Origin of the sequence: Luteimonas panaciterrae (genome assembly GCF_020511115.1) — a bacterium.
In the GTDB taxonomy this organism is placed as follows: Bacteria; Pseudomonadota; Gammaproteobacteria; order Xanthomonadales; family Xanthomonadaceae; genus Luteimonas; species Luteimonas panaciterrae.
In genome coordinates this window covers 27,300-43,347 of sequence record NZ_JAJAVH010000017.1, presented here as the reverse complement: position 1 = coordinate 43,347, position 16,048 = coordinate 27,300, and the positions used below count along the sequence as shown (strand labels likewise).

Genomic DNA, 16,048 nt, shown 5'->3' with positions numbered 1-16,048 from the left:
GTCGCGCTCCTTGCCAAAATTAGTGATGTCGATGGGAACGCGACATCGGAAGCCGGAGCCCGCGAGTGTCGGAAAATCCCGTTCCACGCCGTCGGCGATCGCAAGCCAAGCGCAGAACTCACCGGTTCGGCCTCACCAGCCCGCAGTACAGGCCTTCGATGGCGAAATCCTGTCCGGGCTGGACTTCGATCGGGGAATAGTCGGGATTGCGCGGCAGCAGGCGGATCTTTTGTTGACCAGCGGGGTCCTTGCCGATCTTCAGCAGCTTGACCGTGACTTCGTCGTCGATGCGCGCAATCACGACTTGGCCCGAGCGGGCGTCGCGGGTGCGATGCACGCCGATCAGGTCGCCGTCGAAGATGCCTTCGTCGCGCATCGAGTCGCCCTTCACCTTGAGCAGGTAGTCCGGTGCCGGCGAGAAGAAGGTGCGGTCCAGCAGCACCATCTGCTCGGAGCCGAGATCATGCTCATTAGGAGCATGGGCACCGATCGGCATGCCGGCCGCGACCTGTCCGAGCACCGGCAGTTGCAGCACATCCTCGTTCGCGGCCGGCGCCAGCGGCGGGCCCTGCTGCTGCAGGCTCTGCTGCGGCGCCTCGGGCATGCGCACGACGCGGATGCCGCGGGCGCGGCCCGGCATGCGCTCGATCGCGCCGGCCGCCTCGAGCGCCTCGAGGTGGTGCTGCGCCGCGCGCACGCCCTTGAACCCGAAGGCCTTGGCGATCTCGGTCTGCGACGGCGGCAGGCCATCGGCTTCGATGCGTTCGGCGATCAGGTCGAGGATCGCCTGCTGGGTGTCGGTGAGATTCATGGTTAGTAGTAATACTACTAACTCTCGACGCTAGCAAGCCTGCCTTGGTCGCTTTATATTTGACTAAGTCAACTAATTGGCGGTTCGACGATGACATCGCAACCGATGGATTCCCAGGTCGACGAAGTACGCGCCTTCAACCGTTTCTACACCCGCAGGATCGGCGTGCTGCAGGAGCACCTGCTGGACAGCCCCTACCCGCTCACGCATGCGCGCGTGCTGTTCGAACTCGCTCACCGGCAGCCGGTGACCGCGCGTGACATCGGCGACACCCTGGGCCTGGATGCCGGCTATCTCAGCCGCATCGTGCAGGGATTCGTCGCCGATGGGCTGATCGAACGCACGCAGTCGACGCGCGATGCCCGCAGTTTCGATCTGAAGCTCACGCCCGCGGGCGAAGCCGCGTTCGCGCAGCTCGACCACCATTCCCGCGAGACGACCGCATCGATGCTGTCGGAGTTGTCCGAACCCGCCCGCCGCTGTCTCTCACGCGCGTTGCGTGATACGCAGCGCGTGCTGTCGCCGCGATCCGAAGCGCCCCGCCTCGTCATCCGCACGCATGGCATCGGCGACATCGGCTGGGCGATCGAACGGCATGGCCGTCTCTATGCTGAGGAGTACGGCTGGAACGCCGAGTTCGAAGCGCTGGTCGCCACCTTGTTCGCGCGCTTCGCCAGTCAATATGACCCGGCGGCGGAACGTTGCTGGATCGCCGAACTGGATGGCGAGCGCGTCGGCTGCGTATTCGTGGTGCGCAACGAGAACGATCCCGCGGTCGCGCAACTGCGTTGCCTGCTGGTCGACCCGCTGGCGCGCGGGCATGGCGTCGGACGGCGCCTGGTCGAGGAATGCATCGACTTCGCACGCACCGTGGGCTATCGGAAGATGTTGCTATGGACGAACGACCTGTTGACAGCGGCACGCCGGATTTACGAAAGCCACGGCTTCGTGCTCGTCGAGGAGAATCGGCACCACAGCTTCGGCCATGACCTGGTCGGCCAGGTGTGGACGAAGGATCTCGTCCGGCCGGAACCTTAGGCGACCAGCGTCTCCAGCCCGCGCAACGCCGCCGCGACCGACTGCCGCCGCACTTCCTCGCGATCGCCGTCGAAGCGGAATACTTCCGCGCGCGCATAGCCGCCACGGCGCTTCCAGCCGATCCAGACCATACCGACCGGCTTGTCGGCGCTGCCACCGCCAGGCCCGGCGATGCCGGTGACCGCCACCGCGACGCTGGCGCCGGAATTCACCAGCGCGCCGGACACCATCTCCACCACCGTCTCGCGGCTGACGGCACCGAAGCTCTCCAGCGTCTGCGGCCGCACGCCGAGCAGGGCCTGCTTGGCCTCGTAGCTGTAGGCGACCATGCCGCAGTCGAACCAGTCGGACGATCCGGCGATGTCGGTGGCGGTCTTGGCGATCCAGCCGCCGGTGCAGCTTTCCGCGGCGACCAGGCGATCGTGCGCGGCACGCAGGCGCGAGCCGAGTGCCTCGGCCATGACGCGCAGTTCGGAATCGGTGGGGATGGACATCGGCGTTTCGTTGCGTGGGGAAGCGCGCGTTGTAGCCGATCTCGGCGCGAAAGTCTGCGTTCAAGCTGCACGAAAGGAAAACGGCCCGGCGCTTGCATGCCGGGCCGTCGTTCCATTCGACGATCGAATCGACGCTCGATTGCGATCAGTACTGCACGCGCAACGTCACGCCATACGTCCTGGGCGCGCCCAGGAAGGTGTTCCACGAACCGATTTGCAGGGGCGCGTCGAAGGCGACCTGCTTGTAGGTCTTATCACCCAGGTTCTGTCCCCACAGTTCCACCATCCAGCGCTGGTTCTTGGCACCGATGCCAAGCCGGGCGTTAACGAGGGCGTAGCCGCTCTGGATCTTCTCCGGGTCCAGATCGGAGCCGGTGTTGTGCTCGGACATGTACTTCGCGCCGACGTTGAAGCGTCCGATCAGATCACCGCCGAAATCCCACTGGTAAGTGGCCGACGCCGAGGCCGACCACAGCGGCGCGAAGCTGATGTGGCTGCCCGGCAGTCTCCACAAATCGGCATCCGGCAGCTTGTCCTTGCCGTAACGCGTATCGGCATAGGTCACGCCGCCTTGCAGCGACAGGCCCTTGATCGAGGTCGATTGCCAGTTCACCTCGGTGTCGATGCCCTTGGAGGTGACCTTGGGAATCGAACGCACCACGTAGCTGGTGCCGAGGAAGCTGTTGAGCTGGAAGTCGGTGAACTCCTGATAGAACAGCGTCGCGTTCAACAGCAGATTGCCGCCGAGCCAGGTGCTCTTGCCGCCGAGTTCATAGCTGTCGACGAACTCGCCCGGGAACGACGTGTCCGCATCCATCAGGATCAACGGCTGCCCCTGCAGCGGCGCGGTGATGCCGAGCGGATTGGGCGTGGATTCGCGGTCCAGGTTGTAACCACCGGCCTTGTAGCCGCGCGCGGCCGAGGCGTACGTCATCAGATGCTCGTTCCAGCGATAGGACGCCTTCAGCGTGCCCGACCATTCCTTTTCCTCGCGGCTCTGGTCGACCGTCTTGCCGTTGAAGACGTAGTTCTGCCAGGGCACGCAGATCATGCCGACGGCCACCTGCCCGACCGACAGCACTTCCTGCAACGTGAGCCCGCGCGCCAGCAAGGCGCCGAGCGCATTGCTCAACAGATGATCCTCGACCGCCTTGCAGGCCGCGCCGTTGTCGGGATTGACGTAATTGGAATGCAGATCCTTCTTCTCACGCGTGTAGCGCAGGCCCAGGGTGAAATCCAGCTTGTCGGTGGCATGCCAGGTGTTGTTGGTGAACAACGCCGCGGACTTGGCCTTCTGCTGGTGCCGATCGCGCGAACCGGCGCCCCCCGCGAAGGAGGTTCCGTAGGGCAAACCGGTCGCTTGCGAGAGAAACAGATTCGCATCGGTCATGTTGACCACGCTCGGACTGCCGGCGGCGGCCAGATCGTGCTGGAGACGGATCAGCGTCGCCTCGGAGAGGAAGTCCTCGTAGTTCACGCCGTACGAATAGCCTTCCCTGCGATCGAGATCCTCGTCCGAATAGAAGAACCCCACCATCCAGTCGATCTTGTCGGTCGAGCCGGTCAGGCGCAGTTCCTGGCTGAAGGTCTTGAAGTCACTGGAGGCACCGTCCTCGGTCGGCGCCTGATACAGGCCGTCACCCGCGGTGAAATCCAGATCACGTCCGTTGATGCTCTTCCAGTCGCGCAAGGCGGTGATCGAAGTCAGCGTGGCGCCGCGGAACCATGGCGTCGTCCAGTTGATTTCCGCCGAAACGCCCTTGTCCTTGATGTCCTGCTTGGTGCTGCGGTTGGCGTAGGCCAGATGGCGTTCCGGATCGGCCTCCAGGATCACGCCCTGCCCCGGCCCGCCGACGATGCGGTCGACGGCATCCGCGGTCGGGCCGCGAATGATGGTGACGCCCGCGCAGCAGTGCTCCTCGCGGCTGGTGTAGTCGCCGATGAAGTTGATGTCGAGGTTGTCGTTCGGTTCCAGCAGCAGCTGGCCGCGCAGCGAGTGGAAGTTCTGATCGACGTCGTCGGTTTCCTCGCGTGGTCCGTGCCCGGTGCGCACGTCGAGAAAACCATCGCGTTTGCGCTTCGCCGCGTAGATGCGGAACGCCGCGGTCTCGCTCAGCGCGTCGTTGTAGGCGCCGGAAACGCCGACCGCGCCGTAGTTGCCGATCGTGATCTCGCCTTCCGCGTTCTGCGTGTAGTTCGGCCGCCGCGTGATCACGTTGATCACGCCCGCCGACGTGTTCTTGCCGAACACCGTGCCCTGCGGGCCCTTCAACACCTCGATGCGCTCGATTTCGCCCAGATCACCGAAACCGACACCGACGCGCGGCCGGTACACGCCATCGATCACCACGCCGACCGCCGACTCCAGACCGGCATTGTCGCCATTGGTGCCGACACCACGGATGCGCGCGGTGGTCTGCGATTCGTTGGTGGTGGAACTCACATGCAATCCGGGGACCAGCAACTGCACGTCCTTGACATCGCGGACGCCGCTGTCGCGCAGGATCTGCTCGGGCAGCGCCGTCAGCATGATCGGGACGTCCTGCAGGACTTCTTCGCGTTTCTGTGCGGTCACCACCATCGTGTCCAACGTGGTGGCTTCTTTTTCGCGCTCGGGTGATTTTCCGCTTCTGCTTTCTTGTGCCCCCGCCTCTGACATCAGACTCGTCACGGCGAGAACAGCGAGTGTCAGCGCCCTGTGTTGCGGTCTTGCAGCGATCATGGTGTCCCCCTCAGGCCATCAGATTGCGTTGATTGGAAATAGCGTTCGATTGCTATCTATCGGTACTCCGTTGCTGGTCGACTACGTGCTGATACGGGCGTCCCCGAGCGCCTTCACGCGAAATTAACACCGTCTTCGCCGAGAGGCATTGTGCGTTGCGGCACGCGCGAGACCGCCGCTTGCGTCCGTGACCGGCTCCGGCTCGGTGAAGTTGTCGGCGACGTTGCCGGCATACCGGCTAGACTTCTCCTCCGCAGTCTTCTCCTCTGTTTCTTTCCGTGAGCCACCCCAACCCCCGCGCGGCCGGCCCAGACCCGGCCCTCTCCAGTCATACCCCGCTGATGCGCCAGTTCTTCGCCGCCAAGGCGGAGCATCCGGACGTGCTGCTGTTCTTCCGCATGGGTGACTTCTACGAGCTGTTCTACGACGACGCCCGCAAGGCGGCGCGCCTGCTCGACATCACGCTCACCCAGCGCGGCGCGTCCGCCGGGCAGCCGATCCCGATGGCGGGCGTGCCCTTCCACGCCGTCGAGGGCTATCTGGCGCGATTGGTGGCGCTGGGCGAGTCGGTGGCAATCTGCGAGCAGATCGGCGATCCGGCGGCGAGCAAGGGATTGGTCGAACGCAAGGTCGTCCGCATCGTCACGCCCGGCACGGTGACCGACGAAGCCCTGCTCAGCGAACGCCGCGACACGCTGCTGCTGGCGATCGCGCGCGGCAAGAACGGTTACGGCCTGGCCTGGGCGGACCTGGCCGGCGGCCGCTTCCTGGTCAACGAAGTCGGCAACGACGATGCGTTGGAAGCCGAACTCGCGCGCCTGGAGCCGGCCGAACTGCTGCTGCCCGACGAAGAAGGCTGGCCGGCCTTCCTCAACACGCGCACCGGCCTGCGCCGACGCGCGCCGTGGCTGTTCGACAGCGACAGCGGACGCCGTCAGCTGCTGCAGTTCTTCGGACTGCATGACCTGTCCGGTTTCGGCATTGAGGACAAGCCGCTCAGCATCGCCGCGGCCAGCGCCCTGCTCGGCTATGTCGAGGAAACGCAGAAGCAGCGCCTGCCGCATCTCACCGCGATCGCGGTGGAGTCCAGCGACGGCGCGATCGCCATGAACGCCGCCACGCGACGTCATCTCGAACTCGACACGCGCGTGGACGGCGACCAGAAGCACACGCTGCTCGGCGTGCTCGACACCACGGTCACGCCGATGGGCGGTCGCCAATTGCGACGCTGGCTGCATCGGCCGCTGCGCGATCGCGACCAGGTCGGCAGGCGCCATCACGCCGTCGCCAGCCTGATCGAGAGCGGCGTCGGCGAGACGCTGCGCGACACATTCCGCGCACTCGGCGACGTCGAACGCATCCTCTCGCGCATCGCCCTGCGCTCGGCGCGCCCGCGCGATCTGAGCACGCTGCGCGATGCGCTGGCGATGCTGCCGCAGTTGCGTGGATTGCTGCAGCCGTTGGATTCACCGCGCCTGCAGACGCTCGCCGCGGAAATGGGCGAACACGACGCGCAGGCCGCGCTGCTCACGCAGGCGCTGGTCGAACAGCCGCCGCTACTCGCCCGCGACGGCGGTGTCTTCGCCGAGGATTACGATGCCGAGCTCGACGAACTGCGCCGGCTGTCCAGCAACGCCGACCAGTTCCTGATCGATCTCGAACAACGCGAACGCGAGTCCAGCGGCATCCCGACACTGAAGGTCGGCTACAACCGCGTGCATGGTTATTACATCGAGATCAGCAAGGGCCAGGCCGCGCGCGCACCCACACACTACACGCGGCGGCAGACACTCACCGGTGCCGAGCGCTACATCACCGAGGAACTCAAAACGTTCGAGGACAAGGTGCTGTCCGCGCGCGAGCGCTCGCTGGCACGCGAACGCCTGCTCTACGAGCAGCTGCTCGACGGTTTAAACGAGGACCTGGAATCGCTCAAGCGCTGCGCCGCTGCGCTCAGCGAACTCGACGTACTGGCCTGCTTCGCCGAACGCGCGCAAACGCTGGACTGGTCGCAACCGCAACTGGTCGAGGATGCCTGCCTGCGCATCGAGCGAGGCCGTCATCCGGTGGTGGAAGCGGTGCGCGACGAGCCGTTCGAGCCGAACGACCTTTATTTGGGAGACGGGAGACGAGAGACGGGAGATGACGGAAACACGGCGTCGGCTTCCACGTCTCCCGTGCGCATGCTGATCATCACCGGCCCCAACATGGGCGGCAAGAGCACGTACATGCGCCAGAACGCGCTGATCGTGCTGCTCGCGCACATCGGCAGTTTCGTGCCGGCCTCGCGCGCGACGATCGGGCCGATCGATCGCATCCTCACCCGCATCGGTGCCGGCGACGATCTCGCGCGCGGCCAATCCACCTTCATGGTGGAAATGGCGGAGACGAGCTACATCCTGCACCACGCCACGCCGCAATCGCTGGTGCTGATGGACGAGATCGGCCGCGGCACCTCCACCTACGACGGTCTCGCGCTGGCCGAGGCCTGCGCGCGGCATCTGGCCTCGAACAACCGCTGCTACACGTTGTTCGCCACCCACTACTTCGAACTGACCGCGCTCGCCACGCAAGACAGCGGCATCGCCAACGTGCATCTCGACGCCGTCGAACATCACGATAAAAACGGAGGCGACACACTCGTCTTCATGCATGCGGTGAAGGATGGCCCGGCCGATCGCAGTTTCGGTCTGCAGGTCGCGGCGCTGGCGGGCCTGCCGAAGGCCGTGATTCGCGAAGCACGCGGACGCCTCGCGGAACTGGAACAACACACACGCGACACCGCACCGCTCTCACCGGCCACGCTCGACTCGCCACAACAATTCGGCCTGTTCGCACCCGTCTCGGCCGCGCTCGACGCGCTGGCCACGATCGAACCTGACGATCTGTCGCCCAAGCAGGCGCTGGAAGCACTGTATCGACTCAAGGCCCTGTCCCGTTCCTGACCTATGCCGTTCTGATCCGTATCATCACAACGCCACCGCATCCGAGGGGAGAGCATCGATGCAGTTGACCGCCAAACATTTCCGTATCGCCGGCGCAGGCCTGTGCGTCTTCATGGCCGCGCAGATCTTCCAGGCGTTGTGCGTCCTCGTCTGGTTTCCCGAAACCCAGACGGCCGCCGAGGATTTCGCCGTGCGCACCGGCTGGATGGACCGGACGCGTGCATTGGCGGTGCTGCTCAGCATCGCGGCACTGGCGGTGACGTATGCCGTATTCGCGCTGGATCGCTTCGCCAAGGCGCCCCTGGCCTCGCTGCTCGCCTTCACCTTCACCATGTTCTTCGTCGTGTTCGAATTCCTGCATCGCGGCCTGGACTTCGTGATGGTCAGCCAGCAATGGGCCAATGCCTATGCCACCGAACCCGCCTTGCACGGCGTTCTGGCCGAGCGGCATGCGTTCTGGGGAACGTTCACCAGCGCGATCTATTTCCCGCTGATGCTGTCGGGCCTGCTCGCCTGGATCTGTTTCGCGATCGCCACCTGGAATGCGGGTTCGGGCTGGATGCGGCTGGCGTCGATCGCCTTCACTCTCAACGCGCTGCGCACACTGGGGCGCCTGCTGGGCAACTACACCGGCATCGGCTGGTTCGACTTCCTGGACAGTTTCACGCTGTACCTGATCCTGGTGTTCGTGATCAACGGCATGCTGGCCATCTGGCTGTTCAAGCGCGCGACGGTTGCGGACAAAGTGCCGGCCTGAGCGTCGACAAGCCCGGTACGATCGGGGCGCCCTGACTGCCCAAACAGACCGCCAAACACCGGACTTCGAGCCGGACGCAAAACTAACAGTCACGCGCTACTATGCCGACCCGGTCACATTTTCCCCATAGGTGGAACCCGCCATGAGCAACAGCCTCGCCGAAGAACTTTTCCAGCAACTGCAAGGCGCGCCGCTGCAGCAACTGTCGCAGCAGTTGGGCGCCGGCCAGATGCAGACGACCAACGCCGTTGGCGCGGCATTGCCGCTGCTGCTCGGCGCGCTCGGCAAGAACGCATCCGAACCGTCGGGTGCCGAAGCCCTGTTCGGTGCATTGCAGAAAGATCATACCGGTCTCGACCTCGGCGGCGTGCTGGGCGCGGTGCTCGGCGGCGGTGCCGGCGGTAACAGGCAGACCGACGGTGCGGCGATCCTCGGCCACATCTTCGGCGGCAACCAGGGGCGCGCGGAAGCGAACCTGGGACAGGCCACCGGCCTCGGCAACGATCAGGCCGGACAACTGCTGAAGCTCCTGGCGCCGATCGTGCTCTCCTTCCTCGCCCAGCGCTTCCTCGGTGGACAAGGCAACAGTGCCGGCGCCAGCGGCCTGGGCGAAGCGCTCGGCCAGGAGCGCCAGCAGACCGCGCAGCAGGGCGGCCTCGGCGGCGGACTGCTCGGCGCGGTGCTCGACCAGGACGGTGACGGCCAGCTCGGCATCGGCGACCTGCTCAAGATCGGCGGCGGGCTGCTCGGCGGAAAGCGCTAATCCGATCACGGCATGGCGGTGGCAGATGCGTGCCGCCGCCATGCGCACCACGGTGATTGTCACGATTTCTGAAGGTTTTCATCCTTCGCGGAAGTTTCTCCGCTGACGCCGTCTATACGAAATCATCAACCAATAGACGGGTTCTATCGATCCCTTAGCATCATTCGATTTCTCCTTGTCACTGCTGTGGCGTAGCTTTGGTCGGGTACACAACCCATGCCGGAGCCAGCCCACCAGCCAGCCCAACGAAGACAAGCCCTACACACGTCCGATCAGACGCTGCGCATCAGCGGCAGCAATCCCATCAGCAGCGACACGACGCGCTGACGCCTGTCTGCACGATTCCATGTCGTTGCAGAACTATCGAGTGATCGAAAAGCCGGCGCATTTCGGACGAGTTCTTCAAGCACATTCATTCATCGGTACCCGGACTCCAAACCGGATCCGGCAGTTGCGTGCAAACGACCATAAGGAAAAAAACACATGTCATCCGCCGTAGCAAAGTGCCCCATCAAACATACGCCTGGCGCCGGTACGTCGAACCAGCACTGGTGGCCGAAACAATTGCCGATCGATCTTCTGCATCAGCATTCCTCCAAGTCCAATCCGCTCGGCGCGGACTTCAACTATGCCGAGGCGTTCAAGAGCCTCGACTACGCGGGGTTGAAGAAGGATCTCCACGCGCTGATGACCGATTCGCAAGAGTGGTGGCCGGCGGACTTCGGCCACTACGGCGGCCTGATGATCCGCATGGCCTGGCATAGCGCGGGCACCTATCGCATCGGCGACGGACGCGGCGGTGGCGGACGCGGCCAGCAGCGCTTCGCGCCGCTCAACTCCTGGCCCGACAACGCCAGCCTGGACAAAGCACGCCGACTGCTCTGGCCGATCAAGCAGAAATACGGCAACAAGATTTCCTGGGCCGATCTGATGATCCTGGCCGGCAACGTCGCGCTGGAATCGATGGGCTTCAAGACGCTCGGTTTCGGCGGCGGCCGCGAGGACACCTGGGAACCGGATCGTGACGTCTACTGGGGCGTCGAGACCACCTGGCTGGACGACAAGCGCTACTCCGGCGATCGCGAACTGGAAAATCCGCTCGCGGCCGTGCAGATGGGCCTGATCTACGTCAACCCGGAAGGGCCGAACGGCAATCCTGATCCGCTCGCCGCGGCCCGGGACATCCGCGAAACCTTCCGCCGCATGGCGATGAATGACGAAGAGACCGTCGCGTTGATCGCCGGTGGCCACAGCTTCGGCAAGACCCACGGCGCCGGCGATGCGTCTCTGGTAGGGCCGGAGCCGGAAGCCGCCGACATCGAACTGCAAGGCTTCGGCTGGAAGAACGGCAACGGTACGGGCGTGGGCGCCGACGCGATCACCGGCGGCCCCGAAGTCACCTGGAGCCAGACGCCGACGAAGTGGAGCAACTATTTCTTCGAGACCCTGTTCAAGTACGAGTGGGAGCTGACCAAGAGTCCGGCCGGCGCCCAGCAATGGCGCGCGAAGAACGCCGAACCGACGATTCCGGATGCCTTCGATGCGTCGAAGAAGCTCGTGCCGACGATGCTGACCACGGATCTCTCGCTGCGCTTCGATCCGGTCTACGAAAAGATCTCGCGCCGCTTCCTCGAGAATCCCGACCAGCTGGCCGATGCCTTCGCACGCGCGTGGTTCAAGCTCACGCATCGCGACATGGGCCCGCGTGCGCGCTATCTCGGCCCGGAAGTGCCGGCCGAGCAATTCGACTGGCAGGACCCGCTTCCCGCCGTCGATCATCCGCTGATCGACGAGAAGGACATCGCCGCGCTCAAGACCAAGGTGCTGGCCTCCGGCCTGCCGGTGTCGCAATTGGTGTCGACCGCCTGGGCGTCGGCATCCACTTTCCGCGGTTCCGACAAGCGCGGCGGTGCGAACGGTGCGCGCATTCGCCTCGCGCCGCAGAAGGATTGGGAAGTCAATCAGCCCGAGCAGCTGGCGAAAGTGCTGAAGACGCTCGAAGGCATCCAGAGCGAGTTCAACACCACGCAATCGAGCGGCAAGAAAATCTCGCTCGCCGACCTGATCGTGCTGGCCGGTGCCGCGGGTGTCGAGCAGGCCGCGAAGAACGCCGGCCTCAACATCACAGTGCCCTTCGCACCGGGCCGTGTGGATGCCACGCAGGATCAGACCGATGTGGAATCCTTCGAGGTGCTCGAACCGGTCGCCGATGGCTTCCGCAACTACCTCAAGACCCGCTACGCCGTGACGGCCGAGGAACTCCTGCTCGACCGTGCGCAATTGCTGACACTGACTGCACCCGAGCTGACGGTGCTCATCGGCGGCATGCGCGTGTTGAACACGAACTACGGCCAGACCCAGCACGGCGTTTTCACCAAGCAGCCGGAGTCGCTGACCAACGACTTCTTCGTCAACCTGCTCGACATGAGCACGGTGTGGACGCCGGCATCGGAGGCCAAGGATGTCTTCGAAGGGCGCGACCGCAAGACGGGAGACCTCAAGTGGACCGGCACGCGCGTCGACCTGGTCTTCGGTTCCAACTCCCTGCTTCGGGCACTGGCCGAGGTCTATGGAAGTTCGGACGCGCGGGAAAAGTTCGCTCGCGATTTCGTGGCGGCCTGGAACAAGGTGATGAACCTCGATCGCTTCGATCTTGCCTGATCGCTTCTGACTCGTGCTTCAAGGAAAACGCCGGCCATCTGGCCGGCGTTTTCTTTTGCGGACATCACGTCGCCGGCCGCTGTTCCACCTTCGGCTCGGTAATTTCCTTGCCCGCCTGCGCGCGACCCGACATTTCCGCGCCCGCATCGCGCGGCAACCGCCACATCATCCAGGCCGAACTGGCCGAGATCAGACCGACCACAACGAAGGCGACGTAGAAGTTGTGCACGTCGGTGGCGGGGCGCCCTCCCAGCAATCCGGCGAATTCCAGCACATAGCCACCGATCGCCACGCCCATGCTCAGAGACAGCTGCTGCATCATCCCGGACAGGCTGCTGGCCTGCCCCATCTGCTTCGAATCCACATCCGCGAAGCTGATCGCGTTCAAGCTGGTGAACTGCAACGAGCGGAAACAGCCGCTGATCAGCAACGTCGCGATGATGAAGACATGCGGCGTCTCCGGACGGAACAGGCCGAAGCAGCACAGCATCAGCGAAGCGATCACCGCGTTGGCCACCAGCACCTTGCGGAATCCGAAATGCCGCAACACGCTCGCCGCGATCGTCTTCATGAACATCGCGCCCAGCGCCGACACGAACGTCAGCAAGCCCGACTGCACCGCACTCAGTCCGAAGCCCAGCTGCAACATCAGCGGCAGCAAGAACGGAATCGCACCGATACCGATACGGAACAGCGAACCGCCGAGCACGCCGGCGCGATACGTCGACAACCGGAACAGGCCAAGATCGAGCAGCGGATGCGGATGCCGGTTCGCATGCCAGACATAGGCCAGCAGCGCCCCCACTCCGATCACCAGCGCGGCGATAGACAGCGGCATCGACACCAGATGACGGCCCAGCGTGGAAAAGCCGAACATCGCCAGCGCCAGGCCCAACCCGGTCAGCAGGAAACCGGTCCAGTCCAATGGAGGCGGCGATTCCTTGATATCGGGGATGAAGCGCTTCGCCAGCACGATCCCGAGCACGCCCATCGGGATGTTGATCAGGAAGATCCAGCGCCAGTCGAAATACGTAGTGATGAAACCACCGAGCGGCGGCCCGATCACCGGCCCGACCAGCGCGGGAATGGTCAGCCAGCTCAACGCCTGCACCAGTTCGCTCTTCGGCACCGTGCGCAACAGCACCAGACGGCCAACCGGCACCATCATCGCGCCGCCCATGCCCTGCAGGAAACGCGCCGCGACCAGGGTTTCGAGCGAGCTGCTGGCCGCGCAGCCGATCGAGCCGAGCAGGAACACGCCGATCGCCGCCATGAAGGTCGGCCGTGCGCCGAAGCGATCCGCGACCCAGCCGCTGATCGGAATGAACACCGCCAACGCCAGCAGATACGTCGTCAACGCCAGCTTGAGCGCGATCGGATCGGTCGACAGGTCGCGTGCGATCGCCGGCAGCGACGTCGAGATCACCGTCGAATCCATGTTCTCGATGAACAGCGCGCAGGCGACGATCAACGGGAGCAGGCGACCCTGCCTCATGCAGAAACCGCCTGCTCAGGTCGCATCGATGTCTCCCAGCGCGCGGATCAGCCGGCGCGCGCGTTTGTCGGGTTTGGTTTCCGGCGGCTTGTAGCCGGCGCGCGCCGCGCGCAACTCGGCACGTTTCGCCTCGCGCTCGGCGCGCGAGGCCTCCGATTCCCGATACAGGGTTTGCGCAACGCCGGCCGGCCCACGCGTATCACTCAGCGCCAGCGCCTCGATCGAGAACATCTCGTCCCCGCGCGCGATGCGCATCGCATCGCCCACGCGCACGCCGCGCGAAGGCTTCGCGCGCTGTCCATTCATTTCGACTTTGCCCGTCTCGATCGCCTGCTTGGCCAGACTGCGGGTCTTGAAAAAGCGCGCAGCCCAGAGCCAGATATCCAGTCTGACCTCAGCGACGCCCGAATCTATCTCCATCTTGCCCATCATGATACCGCAGCCGCCTTGAATCCGCGCGTACCGGCCGCGGGCTCACACGCTCCATCCTGGACCATCCGCGCTTAATATCACGCGCCGACCTCGCGCCCTGGTCGCGCGCCTCCGAACGCCTTCCCAGCCCGGTCCCTGCCATGTGCCATTTCGTCACCGCAGTGCTTCCGGCCGCCTCCGCGATCGACGCGATCGATACGATCGCGCAACGGCACGGCCGGCGGTTCAGTTCTTTCTCGATGCATCGCTTCGCCTGCTATCACGGCATACCGTCGTAGCGTCGGAATTGATCGATGCGACTCGTCTCAGCATGAACGAAGACGTGCTCTACCTGTTTCAACGTTGAATTACGGAGGACCCATCTCCGCCTCACGCGCGCGAGACGGCTCGACCGTCCGCCACTCCCCCCGCCCCAGCACAGGCCAAAGCGAACTGATGAAACCCCGCGACCTGACTCAAGGCCCCATCGGCTCCACCCTGTTCCTGTTCGCGCTGCCGATCCTCGTCGGCAACGTGCTGCAGTCCCTCAACGGTTCGGTCAACGCGATCTGGGCCGGACACTTTCTCGGCGAGCAGGCGCTGACCGCGACGGCCAACGCCAACAACATCATGTTCTTCCTGATCGGCGCGATCTTCGGTGTCGGCATGGCGGCGACCATCCTGGTCGGCCAGGCGATGGGCGCGAAGGACATCGCCCAGGCCAAGCGCGTGATCGGCACGAGCGCGACGTTCTTCTTCGCGGTGTCGATCGCGATCGCGCTGATCGGCATGCCGCTCGCGCGTCATGTCCTGGTCTGGATGCACACGCCGCATGACGCTCTGCCGATGGCCGAGGCCTATCTGCGCGTCATCTTCCTGGCCATGCCCTTTCTGTACATGTTTGCATTCCTGTCGGCGATCCTGCGTGGTGCCGGCGACACGCGCACGCCGTTCGCATTCCTGTTGCTCGTGGTGGCGCTCGACATCGTGTTCAATCCGCTGCTGATCTTCGGCATCGGTCCGTTCCCGGAAATGGGCATCGCCGGTTCGGCCACGGCCACGCTGATCGCGAACGCGGTCAGTCTGGCGGCGTTGATCCTGTGGCTGCGCCATCGCCGCCATCCGCTGTGGATCAGCCGTCACGAGAACGCCGTCTACAAGCCTGATCGGGCGATCCTGCGCGCGCTGATCGTCAAGGGCGTGCCGATGGGCATCCAGATGATCCTGATCTCGCTGTCGATGATCATGATGATCAGCATGGTCAACGCCTACGGCGTCGACACGACCTCGGCCTACGGCGCGGCCCTGCAGTTGTGGACCTACGTGCAGATGCCCGCGATGGCCATCGGTGCGGCCTGTTCGTCGATGGCGGCGCAGAACGTGGGTGCGCGGCAGTGGGCGCGCGTCAACGCCACCGCACGCACCGGCATCCTCTTCAACTTCCTGCTCACGGGCGCACTGATCCTGCCGATCGTGGCGTTCGACCACACCACGCTGTCCCTGTTCCTGCCGGACGGCAGCGTCGCGCTAGCGAACGCGCGTCACTTGAATCACATCGCGGTGTGGTCGTTCCTGTTCTTCGGCGTCACGTTCGTGGTGTCGGGAGTGGTGCGCGCCACCGGTGCGGTGTTGCCGCCGCTGTTGATCCTGGCCGGTGCGCTATGGGGCATCCGCGTTCCGTTCGCGTTGCTGCTGCAATCGCGATACGGCGCCGATGCGATCTGGTGGAGTTTCCCGGTCAGCTCGGTGTGCTCGATGCTGATGGCGCTGGCGTATTACAAATGGGGCGGCTGGCGCCAGGCGAGGATGATGGCGCCGGACAGCGAGAAAGTCGCGGTGCCGTCGGAAGTGCCGGCGCAACCGCCCTCGCCCGTGGCCGATCCGAGTCCGCATGCCGAAGCATCGAAAGAAGCGATCAAATCCGTCTAATCCGAAGCATTGCAAGTTCTCC

General features: G+C 64.6%; 11 protein-coding genes. 6 read left to right on the top strand and 5 right to left on the bottom strand.

Going from position 1 to position 16,048, the window contains the following annotated elements:
• Positions 1-118: 118 nt before the first annotated feature.
• Positions 119-811: a transcriptional repressor LexA gene (gene lexA / locus LG367_RS16875; RefSeq protein ID WP_226470437.1), complete on the bottom strand. Its 693-nt coding sequence runs from the start codon at positions 809-811 to the stop codon at positions 119-121.
• 90 nt (positions 812-901) lie between these two features.
• On the opposite strand from lexA, the gene LG367_RS16870 reads away from it, so the two are divergent.
• Positions 902-1,849, top strand: coding sequence for a bifunctional helix-turn-helix transcriptional regulator/GNAT family N-acetyltransferase (locus tag LG367_RS16870; protein ID WP_226470436.1), 948 nt, complete (start codon positions 902-904; stop codon positions 1,847-1,849).
• Here the strand turns inward: LG367_RS16870 and LG367_RS16865 are convergent.
• Entirely contained in the window at positions 1,846-2,343 is a 498-nt protein-coding gene (locus LG367_RS16865; RefSeq protein ID WP_226470435.1) for a CinA family protein, read from the bottom strand. The two genes, LG367_RS16870 and LG367_RS16865, sit on opposite strands and share 4 nt — an antisense overlap.
• A gap of 145 nt (positions 2,344-2,488) precedes the next feature.
• Positions 2,489-4,924 carry a TonB-dependent receptor gene (locus tag LG367_RS16860; protein ID WP_226470478.1) on the bottom strand — a complete coding sequence of 812 codons (2,436 nt, stop codon included), beginning with the start codon at positions 4,922-4,924 and terminating at the stop codon, positions 2,489-2,491.
• A gap of 482 nt (positions 4,925-5,406) precedes the next feature.
• Here LG367_RS16860 and mutS point away from each other — a divergent pair, with 482 nt between their 5' ends.
• The 4 genes from mutS to katG all read left to right on the top strand — a co-directional run bounded on the left by mutS (position 5,407) and on the right by katG (position 12,191).
• Positions 5,407-8,010 (top strand): DNA mismatch repair protein MutS, encoded by a 2,604-nt coding sequence (gene mutS, locus LG367_RS16855; protein ID WP_226470477.1) that lies wholly within the window; start codon positions 5,407-5,409, stop codon positions 8,008-8,010.
• Positions 8,011-8,068: 58 nt separating this feature from the next.
• Positions 8,069-8,767 (top strand): hypothetical protein, encoded by a 699-nt coding sequence (locus LG367_RS16850; protein ID WP_226470434.1) that lies wholly within the window; start codon positions 8,069-8,071, stop codon positions 8,765-8,767.
• 142 nt (positions 8,768-8,909) lie between these two features.
• A complete protein-coding gene (locus tag LG367_RS16845) occupies positions 8,910-9,530 on the top strand; it encodes a DUF937 domain-containing protein (protein ID WP_226470433.1) in 621 nt (206 codons plus the stop codon).
• A gap of 483 nt (positions 9,531-10,013) precedes the next feature.
• On the top strand, positions 10,014-12,191 hold the full coding sequence (gene katG, locus LG367_RS16840; protein WP_226470432.1) for a catalase/peroxidase HPI: 2,178 nt from the start codon (positions 10,014-10,016) through the stop codon (positions 12,189-12,191).
• A 64-nt stretch (positions 12,192-12,255) separates the two neighbouring features.
• Here the strand turns inward: katG and LG367_RS16835 are convergent, their stop codons facing one another.
• Together LG367_RS16835 and LG367_RS16830 are read right to left on the bottom strand one after the other, a co-directional pair.
• Positions 12,256-13,686, bottom strand: coding sequence for a DHA2 family efflux MFS transporter permease subunit (locus tag LG367_RS16835; RefSeq protein ID WP_226470431.1), 1,431 nt, complete (start codon positions 13,684-13,686; stop codon positions 12,256-12,258).
• Between the two features lie 15 nt (positions 13,687-13,701).
• Entirely contained in the window at positions 13,702-14,106 is a 405-nt protein-coding gene (locus LG367_RS16830; protein ID WP_425490999.1) for an RNA-binding S4 domain-containing protein, read from the bottom strand.
• A gap of 447 nt (positions 14,107-14,553) precedes the next feature.
• Here LG367_RS16830 and LG367_RS16825 point away from each other — a divergent pair, with 447 nt between their 5' ends.
• A complete protein-coding gene (locus tag LG367_RS16825; RefSeq protein WP_226470430.1) occupies positions 14,554-16,026 on the top strand; it encodes an MATE family efflux transporter in 1,473 nt (490 codons plus the stop codon).
• The last annotated feature ends 22 nt before the right edge of the window (positions 16,027-16,048 follow it).

Bases quoted from the DNA above. Each gene is read 5' to 3' on its own strand.
- lexA (WP_226470437.1), bottom strand. From the start codon at position 811: ATGAATCTCACCGACACCCAGCAGGCGATCCTCGACCTGATCGCCGAA.
- LG367_RS16870 (WP_226470436.1), top strand. From the start codon at position 902: ATGACATCGCAACCGATGGATTCCCAGGTCGACGAAGTACGCGCCTTC.
- LG367_RS16865 (WP_226470435.1), bottom strand. From the start codon at position 2,343: ATGTCCATCCCCACCGATTCCGAACTGCGCGTCATGGCCGAGGCACTC.
- LG367_RS16860 (WP_226470478.1), bottom strand. From the start codon at position 4,924: ATGGTGGTGACCGCACAGAAACGCGAAGAAGTCCTGCAGGACGTCCCG.
- mutS (WP_226470477.1), top strand. From the start codon at position 5,407: ATGCGCCAGTTCTTCGCCGCCAAGGCGGAGCATCCGGACGTGCTGCTG.
- LG367_RS16850 (WP_226470434.1), top strand. From the start codon at position 8,069: ATGCAGTTGACCGCCAAACATTTCCGTATCGCCGGCGCAGGCCTGTGC.
- LG367_RS16845 (WP_226470433.1), top strand. From the start codon at position 8,910: ATGAGCAACAGCCTCGCCGAAGAACTTTTCCAGCAACTGCAAGGCGCG.
- katG (WP_226470432.1), top strand. From the start codon at position 10,014: ATGTCATCCGCCGTAGCAAAGTGCCCCATCAAACATACGCCTGGCGCC.
- LG367_RS16835 (WP_226470431.1), bottom strand. From the start codon at position 13,686: ATGAGGCAGGGTCGCCTGCTCCCGTTGATCGTCGCCTGCGCGCTGTTC.
- LG367_RS16830 (WP_425490999.1), bottom strand. From the start codon at position 14,106: ATGGAGATAGATTCGGGCGTCGCTGAGGTCAGACTGGATATCTGGCTC.
- LG367_RS16825 (WP_226470430.1), top strand. From the start codon at position 14,554: ATGAAACCCCGCGACCTGACTCAAGGCCCCATCGGCTCCACCCTGTTC.